11 protein-coding genes and 1 tRNA gene are annotated in these 15,710 nt (G+C 43.4%); all 12 read right to left on the bottom strand.

The window, feature by feature from the left end; translation table 11 throughout:
- Window position 1: 1 nt before the first annotated feature.
- The 12 genes from selD to BLS20_RS11055 all read right to left on the bottom strand — a co-directional run bounded on the left by selD (window position 2) and on the right by BLS20_RS11055 (window position 15,710).
- Complete coding sequence (selD, locus tag BLS20_RS11110; protein WP_090174438.1) at window positions 2–1,027, bottom strand: selenide, water dikinase SelD; 1,026 nt, start codon at window positions 1,025–1,027, stop codon at window positions 2–4.
- A gap of 16 nt (window positions 1,028–1,043) precedes the next feature.
- Window positions 1,044–2,945: a selenocysteine-specific translation elongation factor gene (selB, locus tag BLS20_RS11105; protein ID WP_090174437.1), complete on the bottom strand. Its 1,902-nt coding sequence runs from the start codon at window positions 2,943–2,945 to the stop codon at window positions 1,044–1,046.
- 66 nt (window positions 2,946–3,011) lie between these two features.
- Entirely contained in the window at window positions 3,012–4,403 is a 1,392-nt protein-coding gene (selA, locus tag BLS20_RS11100; RefSeq protein WP_090174436.1) for an L-seryl-tRNA(Sec) selenium transferase, read from the bottom strand.
- An 89-nt stretch (window positions 4,404–4,492) separates the two neighbouring features.
- A tRNA-Sec gene (locus tag BLS20_RS11095) sits at window positions 4,493–4,589 on the bottom strand.
- A gap of 116 nt (window positions 4,590–4,705) precedes the next feature.
- The gene (locus BLS20_RS11090; RefSeq protein ID WP_090174435.1) at window positions 4,706–5,836 is read right to left on the bottom strand and encodes an aminotransferase class V-fold PLP-dependent enzyme; all 1,131 of its coding nucleotides are present in this window, start codon (window positions 5,834–5,836) and stop codon (window positions 4,706–4,708) included.
- A gap of 14 nt (window positions 5,837–5,850) precedes the next feature.
- Window positions 5,851–7,965: a Crp/Fnr family transcriptional regulator gene (locus tag BLS20_RS11085; RefSeq protein WP_090174434.1), complete on the bottom strand. Its 2,115-nt coding sequence runs from the start codon at window positions 7,963–7,965 to the stop codon at window positions 5,851–5,853.
- Between the two features lie 244 nt (window positions 7,966–8,209).
- Window positions 8,210–10,324 (bottom strand): glutamine synthetase III family protein, encoded by a 2,115-nt coding sequence (locus BLS20_RS11080; protein WP_090174433.1) that lies wholly within the window; start codon window positions 10,322–10,324, stop codon window positions 8,210–8,212.
- A gap of 206 nt (window positions 10,325–10,530) precedes the next feature.
- Complete coding sequence (locus BLS20_RS11075) at window positions 10,531–11,535, bottom strand: diacylglycerol/lipid kinase family protein (RefSeq protein ID WP_090174432.1); 1,005 nt, start codon at window positions 11,533–11,535, stop codon at window positions 10,531–10,533.
- Window position 11,536: 1 nt separating this feature from the next.
- A complete protein-coding gene (gene whiA / locus BLS20_RS11070) occupies window positions 11,537–12,481 on the bottom strand; it encodes a DNA-binding protein WhiA (protein WP_090174431.1) in 945 nt (314 codons plus the stop codon).
- A 9-nt stretch (window positions 12,482–12,490) separates the two neighbouring features.
- Window positions 12,491–13,363 (bottom strand): RNase adapter RapZ, encoded by an 873-nt coding sequence (gene rapZ / locus BLS20_RS11065; RefSeq protein WP_090174430.1) that lies wholly within the window; start codon window positions 13,361–13,363, stop codon window positions 12,491–12,493.
- A gap of 22 nt (window positions 13,364–13,385) precedes the next feature.
- Complete coding sequence (gene murB, locus BLS20_RS11060) at window positions 13,386–14,315, bottom strand: UDP-N-acetylmuramate dehydrogenase (protein ID WP_090174429.1); 930 nt, start codon at window positions 14,313–14,315, stop codon at window positions 13,386–13,388.
- Complete coding sequence (locus BLS20_RS11055; RefSeq protein ID WP_090174428.1) at window positions 14,316–15,710, bottom strand: aminopeptidase; 1,395 nt, start codon at window positions 15,708–15,710, stop codon at window positions 14,316–14,318.

Raw genomic sequence — 15,710 nt, 5'->3', positions numbered from 1 at the left:
TTTATTTAACTATAATTTCGATATCTTCCTTTTGCGTAATGGTTCCCACGATTTGTGCCGCAAGTCCCGCCGATTGCATCTTTTGAACGATTTCCTTTGCCTGATTCTTATCGACTGCTGCCAATAGTCCTCCTGACGTCTGCGGATCGTACAAAATCTCTTCCATGGCAAATGGAACATCTTCAAATCTTACATATTGTTCCATATGATTTCGATTTCTCTGGGCTGCTGCCGTGAGCAAAAACTCATCTGCATGATGCACTGCTTCTGCAATATGCGGTATATGCGCCAGATCAATCTGCGCCGCATATCCTTTTCCTAACATCTCATGCAAATGTCCCAAAAATCCAAATCCCGTCACATCCGTACAAGCGTGGACTTCATAGTCTTTTAAAATCTCAGCTGCATATTTATTAAGTGTTGTCATGGATGTAATGGCTTCTTCCATCGCTTCTTTCGAGGCAGCCCCTACGCGATTGGCCGCTGCCATAATTCCAACACCCAGCTTCTTGGTGAGAATCAAGCTGTCACCAATCTGACCGCCATCATTAGGGTACATCTTCTTAGGATTCACGACTCCCATAACCGACAGACCATACTTGACATCGGTATCTGAGATGGAATGCCCTCCGGCCAAGGTGCCTCCTGCCTCAATGACTTTCTCTGCGCCACCACGCATGATTTCTCCTAATATGTTAAGATCCCACTCTTGCGGGAAGCATACGATATTCAGCGCCGTCTTTACCTCCCCGCCCATCGCATAGATATCGCTCAGGGCATTTGTTGCGGCGATCTTGCCAAATGTATAAGGATCTTCTACCATTGGCGGAAAAAAGTCCAGTGTCTGTACGATTGCAAGATCTTCACTTACCTGATAGACGGCCGCATCATCATGGCTATCATAGCCGATCAGCAATTTCTCATCCCGATCTGCTTTGGGAAGTTTTTCCAGTACGCGGTTTAAGGCACCCGGTCCAAGCTTTGCCGTGCAGCCACCGCTCTTACAAAATACTATCGGTTCACTCATCGCATTTCCTCATTTCTTATTGCCTTAGTGCATGCGCATCGCCTATTCTTCTTGTAACCTGAGTGCGGTCCCAATATTCTAAGTATACCTGCGCAAATTTTCTTGAGAATTCCATCGCATCCTTAAACTCTGCCAGCTTAATTTCCTTTTGCGTTTTTGACATTTCTTTAAAGGTACTTAGTGCTTTGTCATACGCTTCATGCCAGACACAATATTTCGAATCGAGGGCAATCAATTTGCCATCTTTTCTCATGCGCTCAAATACTCTTTCGAATGCTTTCATATCCTTTGCTGCAAATGTCTGCGCTCTTACTTCATCATTGGATGGGAAGCGCACATCTGCTTTTACATAATACGCTTCTATCTCCTTCATAAGATCGTCATAGCCTTCTAATATGGTCGGTTCAAAGGTTGATAGCGCTACGCTTTCTTTTTCAAATCGCAATTTCCCCTGCTCTTCAAAATAGGATAAGACAACTTCCTTTTTCGGAACCTGTCCATTGTATATCCGGCTTCTTAGTTCTGCAATATTCATGCCGTTTCTTAATGGATTTGCCTTATGATATTCGCCTAAAATCTCTTCGATTTCCTGCCAGATAATCTGAAGTTCTCTTACTGCATAATAATATTTCTCTATCAGCACTACGCTTTTGGCATCCAAAAGTTTTCTGACCGTCTGCTTTACCACGGCCTTGGATTCATTTTCCCGTACTATAAGATCTTCTGCCGTTGTTGGCCATATGCCGCGTTCCGCAATAACCTGATCTAAACGCTCTGCATAGTCTTCGCTCGCGAGCCTGTCAAATACCGCCAAGGTCTCTGCATGACAGCGCTTATGATTTCGCGCTGACACATCTAGAATCATACCTCCTCCTACGGTGATCATCGGGGAAAAGAATCGGATGACGAAACGGTCTTTATTCCTTGCTGCCAAAGGTTCTTTGAATCTTAGCTGCGCATAGGTGGTCTCTCCTGCTTTCACTTCATCGCCTTCTAACAGTCTAATCTTACAGGTCATCTCTCTTGTTCCATGATAGAAATGTAACTGCGATGCATTCTTGATCACGTATTCACAGTCTTTTGTTATCGTCAGCTTGACATCTATCTTTGTTGTCAAGATAACGGTTCCCGGCTCTGCAACTACATCTCCTCGCTTTAACTCGCTCTTGTCAAAATCCGGAAGATTCATCGCTACGCGCATTCCCGCTGTTACTTTATTCGCCTGCGCATTATGGTTTTGCATTTCCCTAACTCTTGATAACTTTTGCTGTGGATAGACTTCTATCTGTGCATCATTTTTGATGGTTCCATCTAGCGACGTTCCGGTCACAACAGTTCCATGTCCTTTTATGGTAAAGACCCTGTCTATGGGAAGTCTAAAATAACGGTCGTGATTCTTCTCTTGTGCATCCTGCAAAAGTTGCACCAGACTTTCTTTCAACTCGTCGATACCTTCCTTGTTATATGCGCTGACTGCTATCATCGGTGCATCTTCCAGGAAACTTCCCGCAACCGCATCTTGCACATCTTCTTTTACCAACTCTAGCATCTCATCATCCACAAGATCTTTCTTGGTCAATACGACGACACCAACTTCGATGTCTAGCAGTTGTAATATATCCAGATGCTCTCTCGTCTGCGGCATCACACCTTCATCTGCTGCTACAATCAACATAACTGCATCGATTCCGGTTGCTCCGGCAATCATATTTTTTACAAATTTTTCATGCCCCGGCACATCAATAATGCTGGCTGTCTGCCCATTTGGAAGCACCAGATTGGCGTAGCCATTTTCAATTGTGATTCCACGCTTTTGTTCTTCTTTTAGTCGATCCGTATCGACTCCGGTAAGCGCCTTGGTAAGGCAGGTCTTTCCATGATCTATATGACCGGCCGTTCCTATGATTACATGCTTCATGTATTTCTCCTATATCTGCGTGATGACTGCAACGTTAGATTCTACCTTGTTCGCTTGCAGATAACGTTATGCCTCGATGGCCTTTAACGCTTCTTTTATAACCTTGTCATCTTTTTCCTGTAGGGTTCTCACTGACAAAAGAAGTCTATCTTTATAGATTCTTGCAATAATCGGAATCTTATAACCGCGAAGTTGCTTTTCAAGGTCTTCTACTTTCCATCCTTCTTTGCTGATTACTACCGCATATCCATCTAAGTAGACATTTGGCAAAGAGCCGCCACCCGGTTCATCCTTGCACGAAACCACTTGAGCGTTTAATGTTTCATCTGCCTGCTTTAGTTCTTGTGCCAGTTTCCCCGCACGTTCTTTTAGTGTTTCTTGACTGGCCTCAAGCATCTTCATTACCGGAATATGAGAAATTGCCTCGCGCTCATCCTGATAATAAAGCAAAGTCTGCTCTAATACCGATAATGTCAGTTTATCTACGCGGAGCATTCTAGTCAGATGATTTTTCTTCATACGTTCGATATATTCTTTCTTTCCAAGGATAATTCCGGTCTGCGCCGATCCTAATAATTTATCTCCGGAAAAACATACCACATCAGCGCCGTCTTTGATTGCCTTTTGTACAAGGCTGCCGGCGTGAAGTCCCAACCGCTCCGGCTGCATCATAAAGGCCGATCCCAAATCATACAGCAGCATTTTTCCATGTGCTTTTGCAATTTGTGACAATTCTTCGATTTCAACACTTTCAGAAAATCCGGTTATTTCAAAATTGCTGCTATGTACTTTTAACAGGACTTTCGCCTCTTGTTCTTCGATTGCCTTTATATAATCGGATGCATGTGTCTTATTGGTCGTTCCCACTTCAATTAGCTGTGTACCGGCCTGTTCCATAATCTCCGGTATGCGAAAAGAGCCGCCTATTTCTACAAGTTCTCCTCTTGATATGACGGTGGACTCTCCCTTAGCCAATGTATTTAACATCAAAAAGACAGCAGCGGCATTGTTATTCACAACCAATGCGGCTTGCGCACCGGTCAATCTGCATAATAGCTTTTCGACGTGTACATAGCGGCTTCCCCGCTTTCCTTCTTTAATATCATATTCCAGATTACAATATCCTTGTGCAACATCTTGCAAGCGCTTTGTAATCTCTCTTCCTAGCGGTGCGCGTCCCAGATTCGTATGAAGTACCACTCCGGTTGCATTAATCACCGGTTTTAATGTATACTGCGTATCCGTTTCCATCTTCTTGGCAACTGCTTCTATAATTTCCATTGACCCCGGAACAGCGTCTAGCTCGCCGTTTGCGATTTTTCTTCGAAGCATCTCTAGATATTGCTGAATGGATTCTTTTAGATAGGTATGTGAATATTCCTTCTCTAAAGCTACGGCCTGTGGCAGTTCTAAGAGTACATCCATCTTCGGGATATTACGAAACATTTCCTGATTCATGCGTCTCCTCCGTCATTTTTTAGTCAAAAAATGGCGACGAAATACATCGTCACCATGTATATCAAAACAGCCTGCGCTGTCATAATTGTTGGCGAGAGCAGGTGGGAATCGAACCCACCCGAGAAGTATTAGCTCCTCACACCGGTGTTGAAGACCGGGGGGCACACCAGACACCCTTCTACTCCCATAATTAGCCACTTACATGGCACTAGTGTTCTTATTCTAGATAACTTATCTAATGTTGTCAACCGTATTTAGGTTCTATGGGGCATTTCATCCCTTTCCTCCTAGCCAGTCGCCGGCTAGAGCAATTCTTTTATGGCCTTTATGGCTGCATCCACTTCCTGCTGCGTATTATAATGGGAAAAACTAAACCGTACCGCTCCTTGCTCTACCGTTCCAAGTGCCTCATGCATCAAAGGTGCGCAATGACCGCCCGGTCTTGTTGCGATTCCATAATCCATATACAGCGCATCGCTAACTTCGCCGGATGAATAGTCTCCTAGATTCAAAGATACAATTGCCGCCCGGTTCATGTCTGAAAAGTCTCCATAGACTTTCACCTGCTTTAGTTCACGGATTGCTTCATAAAATCGCTTCATAAGCAATTGCTCTTTTGCGCGAATTTCCTCCATCCCGACATCTTCAATATAGGAAATTGCAGCTCCAAGTCCGGCAATGCCATGCGCATTTAAGGTACCGGCCTCAAGCGCCGTCGGCATCACCTGCGGATGTTCCTTGTGATACGTCATAATCCCACTTCCGCCACTGATCAGCGGCCGCACGGTAATTCCCTTTTGTACACAGATTCCACCTGTCCCCTGCGGGCCTAATAAACTCTTATGGCCGGTGAAACATAATACGGAAATATGCATCTTGTCCATATCAATATCAAAAACACCTGCCGTCTGAGAAGCATCCACAATAAACAACAATCCATGACGCTGTGCAATCTTCCCGACCTTTTCTAAATCAATCAGATTGCCGGTAAGATTCGAAGCATGCGTGCAGACAATTGCACGCGTATTGTCCTTAATTTCCTGCTCCATATCTGCAAGGTCGATGCACCCCTTCGCATCCGCTTTTATAATAGAAAGCTCAATGCCTTTTTTCTCCATCTCATAGAGCGGTCTCAGTACGCTGTTATGTTCCAGCATCGTCGTAATAACATGCTCACCGGGATTTAACAATCCCTTGATGGCGATGTTGAGTGCCTCTGTAGAATTGGCGGTAAATGCCACCTGCGCCGGATCGCCTACGCCAAACAACGTTGCAATCTGACAGCGTACGTCAAATACCCCTCTTGACGTTGCAAGAGCTGCATCATGTGTCCCACGCTCAGCGTTGCCCGAATGATTCATTGCATAAACGACCGCATCTATTACCTGCTGTGGCTTTCTTCTGGTTGTTGCTGCATTATCTAAATAAATCAACGTTCTTACCTTCTTTAAAGTTCTAAAAATTCCATCTGTGCCTTTACTTCCTCCGGAATCTCAAGCCCCTTACTATTTAGCTTCTTAATCACCAGATCGACCGGATGCAACTTCTGCTTCTTATGATTTTCAAAAATCCGGATAAGATCGGTATACTGAGGATTGGCTCCAATCCGCTCTCGAACTTCTGCCGAAAACGGGCAATACTTAAAGAGCATTGCTCTTGCGACCTTGTTCATTGTCGGCGATCCGCCACTCTCTGTCTGAATATATTTAACATAGTCCGTTACAAATGCACGGCGCAGATTATTCCCGACTTTCTTAAGTGTCTTCTTGATTCGTTCTTTATGTTCGGGCGAAAGCTGCGAATTCTTCTTATAGCATTGAATATAATCATTGTACTCAGACGTCAAAGACGGCTCTCGAATATCACTCCAACGAATTCCCTGAATAGACTTGCACATCTCCCATCTAAACTCGCCGCAGATCTGCACGATATTCTTACCAACATCCTCAATCATCAAAATCGGCATGACAAATCGAGCTGGCGTTCCTCTGTCTCTACCTTCAATTTCCTGCCACATTCCCATACGGCTTCCGACATTTGGCATCATAATCATATACGGCAAAATCTCTCGCTGCACGCTAAAATGCACCAGTTCAAGTTCCGGATTCGAATAATTTCTTTCCCGATAGAATAACGAATAATCAATTGCCTTAACCCGGTTAAGCTCTGTATGCAGCGTCTCTGCTGTCATATAACATCTTTCAATCGGCATAATCAGATTCTGCGCATCAAAGATTGGAACATATGCCGTCACTCTTCCAAAGGTCATTCTGCTCGCAGATGCACACATATTGGTAAGCTCAAACTTCATCTTATTCTTGTTATCAACAAGCAATTCCTTGTATTTTTCTTCCGTCATCTTGCCGGCATTTTTATCTTCCCGAAGCTGTGCCTCGTAATCATTGTCAAATTCATTTCTTGATGGTGGCACTTCCCCTTTATATACCTTGGTCAGCCACTCATACATAGTCACAACTAAGCCTTCTCTATCTGCTTTGTAATCGCGGACATATTTATAAATCATCTCCGTATTATGTTCCCCGGCAAGTTCTTCATCGACAAAGCCAAAGTTCAAGAACATGCGCACTTCCATCGGTATGCTCTGTTGTGATTTCATGCTCTCCAAAAATACTGCGTAATAAATCTCGTTGAATTTGCCCGTAATCTTTCTACGCAGCATTCGAAGTTCATCCGTTGTTGACGAGCGGTCATTGTACCCTTTATAGGTCATGATCAGGTTCTTAAATTCATCCACCTGTTCCGCCGAAACTGCAGCATATGCCAAGATGGTATCTAGAGCATTTTTTATCTCCGGAACTTCGTCTCCTTCGATTCCTTGTGCACTTCGAACTGCATTGACTTTCGCTTCGATCAGAACATATTTCTGCCGAAAAGCCTGCGATTTTGTATGAATCTCCTCACGATATTTGCGGAACACTTCGCATTCTTCTACAAAACTTGTCACAAATAAAGATGTGGTAAATACGATACCGGCCGAAATATCAACATCTGTACCATACAGCACCTTTCCAAGGGCTGCGTCATGCTCGATTATGGCATCCAAAAATGGAATCTGCCAATCCGGTACATACATATCTTCCGGTGGCGGTCCAATCCTTAACATTTCTGAAAATATTTCCGGCGTCTCACCTACTTCGATACACAGCGCCGGATATTTCTCAAACTGATTCATCAAGGTATGATAATCCTTATGTGCAAGCGCCACTTGTTGCGCGCACATATCATACGTATCCTTTACCGATGAGACAATTTTGGATGTGATCATCTGCATCAGCTTTGGATTCGCACTGAGCACTTTTCGAATGTCTTCTATTTCATTATATTCATAAGAATATACCGCACTGTCTTCTTTTGCATAATAAGAAAATGCATATTCTTGATCCGGCGTTTCAAATACACCAACCAAAGAACCGCTTGGCAGTTCCAGCTCCCCATCGCCATCTGATACGACAATTGTTCCTTTTACGACAATTTCAAGAGTTTTGACGATATCTCCTGCGTTATGAAGTATTGCATCTTGTTCTAAATTCGTTAATCCCATAATGCCTCCTGCGAATTTATTGCATAGATTAAGACTCCTTTGAGTCCCCCCGCGCCGGACAAATGCCTAATTCATATGCACATCTGTGCGCAGCAAATGCGGAGCACTTACTTAATTTCATTTCTGCCCCGACAAAGTTATCTGTATTATAACACAAAAACGCCAAAAAGTTCCCACTGCGGGAACCCTTTGGCGATTTATACTAACTAAGGGGATTAGATAGTACCAACAATAATCCTTGATCTTATACTTCGAAGATCAAATCTCCATATGACGGCATTGGCCATCTTTCCTTATCAATCAGCATTTCCATTTTATCAACCGGTGCTCTTAATGCAGCCATTGTTGTAACAACTTCATCTCTATAGTAAACAGCTTTTTCGCGGCCATCCTCCATAGCAGCTGCCTTTTCTGTCACCTCAATCAATGTGGTAAGCGCTGTCTTGGTCTCAACAAGAAGATCTGAAACTTCTTCTAAGGTCTCTGTCTGTGTTGAAACATTGGCTCCGCATGCTTCCTTTACCTTGATGATAGAATCTGCGATTTCAATTGTCGCCTTTACAACTGCCGGAATAATCTGCTTGCTGGCAATATCAATCATGGCACGAGCCTCAATATTAATTGCTTTTGAATATGCTTCGTATTCAATTTCCACACGTGATTCAAGCTCAGCTTTTGTAAATACTCCAAATTTTTCAAATAATTTGACTGCCTTTTCGGTTGCAAGAGCCGGTACAGCATCTACCATATTTTTGATGTTTGGAAGTCCACGTTTTTCCGCTTCTTCAACCCATTCATCAGAATATCCATTACCGTTAAAGATGATTCTTTGATGCTCCGTTGCGTACTTTTTAATCAAATCATGTACTGCAAGATTAAAGTCATCTGCCTGCTCTAAGATGGTGCAGGCTTCGTCAAATGCTTCTGCTACGATTGTATTGAGTACCGTATTTGGCATTGCAACGGAATCTGCCGAACCGCACATTCTAAACTCAAACTTGTTACCGGTAAATGCAAATGGTGACGTTCTGTTACGATCGGTTGCATCCTTCATAAAGTCCGGAATCGTCTTAACTCCGGTCTCTAATTTCGATCCCTTTAAGGAATGTGTTGCCGAACCGGTATCAATCAGCTGTTCAATTACATCACCAAGCTGCTCTCCAAGGAATACGGAAAGGATTGCCGGTGGTGCTTCATTTGCTCCAAGACGATGATCGTTTCCAACGTCAGCTGCGGACTCACGAAGAATATCCGCATGTGTATCAACTGCTTTCAAAATACATGTCAGTACCAAAAGGAACTGCATATTGTCATGTGGTGATTTGCCCGGCTCTAACATATTGATTCCATCATCTGTTGTAATGGACCAGTTGTCATGCTTTCCGGATCCGTTCACTCCTGCAAATGGCTTCTCGTGAAGCAGGCACATAAGGCCATGACGTCCAGCTACTTTTTTAAGTGTCTCCATAATCAGCTGGTTGTGATCAACTGCCACATTGGCCTCTTCGTAAATCGGTGCAAGCTCATGCTGCGCCGGTGCCACTTCGTTATGCTGTGTCTTAGCCGGTACACCAAGCTTCCACAATTCTTCATTTACATCTTTCATATAAGCGGCAATTCTTTCACGAATCGCACCAAAGTAATGATCTTCCAATTCCTGTCCCTTTGGTGGCATTGCACCGAACAAGGTACGTCCTGTGAAAATCAAATCCTTTCTTTGCAGATACTTCTCGCGGTCTACAATAAAATATTCCTGCTCTGCTCCAACGGATGCTCTTGCTTCCTTTGAAGTTGTATTTCCGAATAAGCGAAGAAGACGAATCGTCTGCTTGCTTAAAGCTTCCATAGAACGAAGAAGCGGTGTCTTTTGGTCGAGCGCCTCTCCTGTATAAGAACAAAATGCGGTCGGGATGCACAGCGTTGCACCTGCTGCATCATGTCTTACAAATGCCGGTGATGTGCAGTCCCAAGCTGTATATCCTCTTGCTTCAAACGTTGCACGAAGACCACCTGATGGGAATGAGGAAGCATCCGGCTCACCCTTAATCAACTCTTTACCGGAAAAGCTCATCAAAACCTTTCCATTCTTCATCGGTGATGTAATAAAGGAATCATGCTTTTCTGCCGTTACTCCTGTCAGCGGCTGGAACCAATGTGTAAAGTGCGTTGCGCCTTGTTCAATTGCCCATTCTTTCATCTCATGAGCAATAACATCTGCGGTTGCAAGATCTAGATCTTTTCCCTCAGAAAGTGTTTCATGTAATTTCTGATACACTTTCTTTGGAAGACGTTCCTGCATGACCGTATCGTTAAAGACATTTTCTCCGAATATTTCATTTACTTTGATTTTGTCACTCATTTGTTTTCTTCCTTTCCCACTAAACAAATCTATAAAAATGTCGCAAAGCCATTTCCATTTGTAAAAAAAAAGGCGCTCCCACTAACTGGAACGCCTTTGTTCTTGCTATACAATACATCAATTCTCTCAAAATTGCAAGAGAGGATTTCCATTTTTCTCAAATCTGACAATTATTTCTCAGCCGGATTCTTTTATTTATGCGATTTTCACAGTGTTTCGTCCTCTGCCTTTCCTTGTGGCATCGGCTCAATCTCCTCCGGTGTTCGACACATCCGCACCGTTGGATTTTGTCCCGGACGCAGTCTATATACCGGATTATAATCCTCCTTGACTTTTAGTGCAATTGCTTTGTTACATACTTCGATTTCCACTTGCGTATGTTCTCCGCCAAATTCACCATCTAAAGTCCAGGATACCGGCTCCTCGCAATAAAACTTCACATGAGATGCCTGAATAATCAAAATCAGCTCCTCTTCTTCTGTCAGGCTTAGCATTCCCGACAAAATACGATTGAGTTGCACCGGATTCGTCGGCTTCTTAATTAACACGATTTCAAACTTTCCATCATCAAGTTCGACTTCATTGCAATAGGTAATACGCATGCCCGCAACATAAGCCGAATTACCAACCATACCATAACAAAAGTCATCCTCAATTACTTTTCCGTCAAAATCAATCTTCATATGAATGCTGTCAAGACCATGAAAACGCTTGAATCCTTCCACGACATATGCCGCATGTCCTAACACATTCTTAAGTTCCTGGTTCGTTGCGTAAGAAACGTCCGTCAACACGCCAAATGCTGCAACATACACGAAATTCTTACCATTGAACGAACCGACATCACACGGGAACTGTTTCCCTTCTACTGCTACTTTCGCCGCCTTCAGTGTGCGCTTAGGAAGTTGCAGAGAATTTGCAAAATCATTTGTACTACCTGCCGGAATATAGCCAAGCGGTGTTTTATGTTCTCCTCGCATGATTCCGCGTACGACTTCATCAAGTGTCCCATCTCCGCCGCCACAGACAATCAGATCGTAATTGCCACCGGTCTCATGTACCACATGGTAAGCATCCTTTCGCGCCTGCGTCGGATGAATCACAACTTCATAATCGTTTTTCACCATGATGTCTACAATTTCATATACTTTATTTTTGATAACTCCTTTTCCTGACAAAGGATTAAATATAAATAATGCTTTCTTACTCACGTCAGTTGTCCCCTCTAAGATTTTGTGCCATCTCGGAAATCTTGCGTAATCTATGGTTTACACCGCTTTTTCCCACCGGTGGGTTCAGCATCTGCCCTAGTTCTAGCAACGAACTTTGGGGGTGCTCTAGTCTAAGCTGTGCGATTTCCTGCAAATTCTTTGGAAGAGCACTTAACCCAATCTGCTCTTCCACATATTTGATATCCTCTAGCTGTCGCAGCGCTGCATTTACTGTCTTATTGATATTGGCTGTCTCACAATTGACCTGACGGTTTACGTTGTTGCGCATATTCTTAACGATGCGAACATTTTCCAGATCCATCAGTGCCTTATGTGCTTCCATGACATTAAGAAGATCCACAATCTGCGCTCCTTCTTTGAGATATACGACATAATGATTCTTACGCTGTACAATCTTAGCGTCCATCTCAAAGCCATTAATCAATTCCATAAGCTGCTGTGCTTTTTGTCGCGTTGCCACCACAATTTCCAGATGATAGGCTCTCTCCGGATTACTCATAGACCCGGCTGCGAGAAAAGCGCCGCGGATAAATGCACGTTTGCAGCAAGTCTGCTGAACCAAAAGTCCTTCAACCAGTTGCGATGTGTTTCTCATCTGCCCCTTATCATCTAGTTTCTTAATGGCCTTTAATACCATCTGTGTGCGTTCTTTTCCTTCAATGGTTACCCGATAGCTTCTGCTTTTCACCTGCGAGCCCGTTATAACTTTGAGCTGCACTTCATAAGAAAAAAGCTGCTTTATCAGGGTGATAAACTTCCTGGCAACCCCTGTATTCTCTGTTGTAAGAACAATTCTTTCTTCCCCGTCATCTACGCAAATCTTTCCTAGAAATTCCACAACCGCAGCCAGCTCAGCAATCTGACAGTGTCGACTCTTCGCTGTCTGGCGCACAAGCTCCTCTTTTACATTTCCCGAAAATGACATCTTTGATTCCTACCTTGCTTTTCCTTTTTCGATATCCCTGTGACCGAGATGGTACCCAAATCCGCCCAGTTCTTCTTCATTAAAATGTTCATACAAAAGATTGGCTATTGTTACCGAGCGATGCTTTCCGCCTGTGCATCCAACGGCGATGATTACCTGATTCTTTCCTTCTGCACAGTACTTCGGCAAAAGAAATGCCAGCATATCCTGTAATTTATTTACAAATACTTCGCTCTCCGGATCATTCATGACGTAATCTCTTACCTCTAAATCGTTACCGGTCTTATCCTTTAGTTCCTCTACATAATATGGATTTGGCAAAAAACGCACATCAAATACCAGATCTGCATCGGATGGAATCCCGTATTTATAGCCAAATGACACGATATTTACCATCATATTTCCAAATTGTTTCTTATCTACAAAAACATTTTGCAGATCTTTCCTCAAATCTCTAATCAGAAGATGTGAGGTGTCAAAGATATAATCTGCTTGTTTACGCAAAAACTGCAGTCGTTCCCGCTCCTTTTGTATGCCTTCTTGAATCCTTCCGTCTTCCGAAAGCGGGTGGCGTCTTCGCGTTTCTTTATATCGCTTTATGAGAATCTCATCTGACGCATCCAAAAAAACAATCTTGTATCCGATTCCCATCTGCCTTAGATGCTGTAAGATCTGTTCCATCTGATCTAAGTCATCACCGCTTCGCGCATCGAGTCCTAATGCAACGTTTTCTGCTCGCGGATGATTCACTGTCAGTTCGGCAAACTTTTCTACCAGTTCAATTGGCAGATTGTCCACACAAAAATATCCAAAATCTTCAAACATCTTAAGTGTTGCCGTCTTACCGGCTCCGGATAATCCGGTTATAATTGCAAATTCCATATACACCTCTTAAACCCTACTACTATTTACGAAATGTACCTACTATCTTTACTTCTGGTTCCAGTTCTACTCCAAACTGCTCTTTTACCTTTGCCTGTACCGTTTGAATCAGTTCTAAAATATCTTGCGCAGTTGCATCTCCGGTATTGATAACGAATCCGCTGTGTTTTTGAGAGACCTGTGCGCCGCCAATTGTATAGCCCTTTAGCCCGGCATCCTCAATCAGTTTTCCTGCAAAATATCCTTCCGGTCGTTTAAAGGTGCTTCCTGCACTTGGATACTCAAGTGGTTGCTTTGTCGTTCTTTGTACTTTCAGCTCTTCCATGCGTTCCTTGATGTTTGATGGATTTCCCTTGTCTAATACAAGCGTTCCGCCTAGCACGATGTATTCACGCTCCGGCACAATGCTGTGACGATAGGAAAGCTCAAGTTCCTTCGCCGTTAATTCCAAAACTTCTCCTTCTTTGGTCAAAATCTTGGCTGTCTTAAGTACATCCTTGATTTCTCCGCCGTATGCACCGGCATTCATAACCACTGCTCCGCCAAATGTACCGGGTATTCCGGCTGCAAATTCAAATCCCTTAGCACTCTCTTCAAGTGCACGGTTTGCAATCTTAGACAATAAGCATCCGGCCTGCACATTCAAAACAATCTTGTCATCTATATGTGCGCAGGTAATATTCGCTGCTTTCGTGCTTAGTTCTATGACTACGCCATCAATGCCCTCATCACCTACAAGAAGGTTGCTGCCGTTTCCTTTTACCAGATATCCGATCCCTTCTTTGTGAAGCAGTCGGATAAGCGAAGGCATCTGCTCAATCGTCGGAGTAAGCATAAGCTTTGCCTTTCCTCCCACGCGAAATGATGTATGTTTTGCCATCGCCTCATCCGGTAAAATCTGTTCCTTTGAAAGCACGTTTTGAATTGTTTTTATCATCTGCTCTTTTTCCATCTATACTTCCTTCAAAAATGCAACATAGCCTTTATATGCTTCATACAAATCTGCCTTGCTGATAATTTCCCATGGTGCATGCATATTCAATACCGCAACGCCGCTATCAATTACCTGCATGCCATAATTCGCCAAAATATAAGCGATCGTTCCACCGCCGCCTTGATCTACTTTGCCAAGTTCTGCTGTCTGGAAAGACACCTCATTTCGATCCATCACATCTCGCAGGATTGCAATATATTCCGGATTCGCATCGTTAGAGCCACTCTTTCCTCGTGATCCTGTAAATTTATTAAATACCAGTCCTCTTCCAAAATAGGCCGCATTTTTCTTTTCCATAACAGATGGATAGTTTGGATCAAATGCTGCACTGACATCTGAGGATAACACAAAAGAATTGGCCATTGCCCTTCTTACTGACAGGTCGCTGTTAAAACCACACAGTGCAAGAATCTCTGCAACACAATTTTCAAAAAATCTAGAATGCATTCCGGTTGCTCCTACGCTGCCGATTTCTTCTTTGTCTACAAGCAGGCACACGCTGGTATGCTTTGGCACATCCATTTCAAGCATTGCACAAAACGATGGATATGCGCAGACTCTGTCATCATGTCCATATCCCATAATCATACTGCGGTCAAGACCGTAGTCTCTTGCCGTACCTGCCGGCACCACCTCAATCTCTGCAGACAGGAAATCTTCTTCTTCAATATCCATCTTGTCTTTTAAGATCTGCAAGATATTCGCCTTTACTGCTTCTTTGGTCTCTTCATCATCTTCTGCCTCCGAAAGCGGCATACTTCCAATCAGGACATTTAAGTTCTCACCTTCTACCACTTTAGAGGCTTTTTTGTCCATCTGATCTGCCGACAGGTGAATGAGCAGATCGCTTACACCAAATACCGGATCATCTTCTGCTTCTCCAATCGCAAAATCTATCTGCGTCAGGTCTTTTTTTATAATAGTTCCATGAAGTGCCAGCGGCAATGTCACCCACTGGTATTTCTTGATTCCACCATAATAATGAGTGTCCAAAAATGCCATCTGTGTATCTTCATACAATGGATTTTGCTTAACATCCATTCTCGGAGAGTCAATATGCGCTCCAAGTATATTCATACCGTCTTCTAAATCTTCTTCTCCGATGACAAACATCGCAAGTGCTTTTCCCATATTACCGGCTACGATTCGATCACCGGCCTTGAGCGGTTTTCCTTCTTCTATCACTTCATCAAGATCGCGAAATCCTGCTGCCTGTGCGCGCAACATAAATTCTTGTGCGCATTCTCTTTCCGTCTTACAATTTGACAAAAACACTCTATATTCTTCTGCAAATTGAAATACCTTGTCCTTATCTTCCTGCGAATATTTTTTCCATGCGTTTTCTCGTTCCAT

It is taken from the genome of Eubacterium oxidoreducens (assembly GCF_900104415.1).
GTDB classification, from domain to species: domain Bacteria; phylum Bacillota; class Clostridia; order Lachnospirales; family Lachnospiraceae; genus Eubacterium_C; species Eubacterium_C oxidoreducens.
This window is presented reverse-complemented; position numbering and strand designations above follow the sequence as displayed.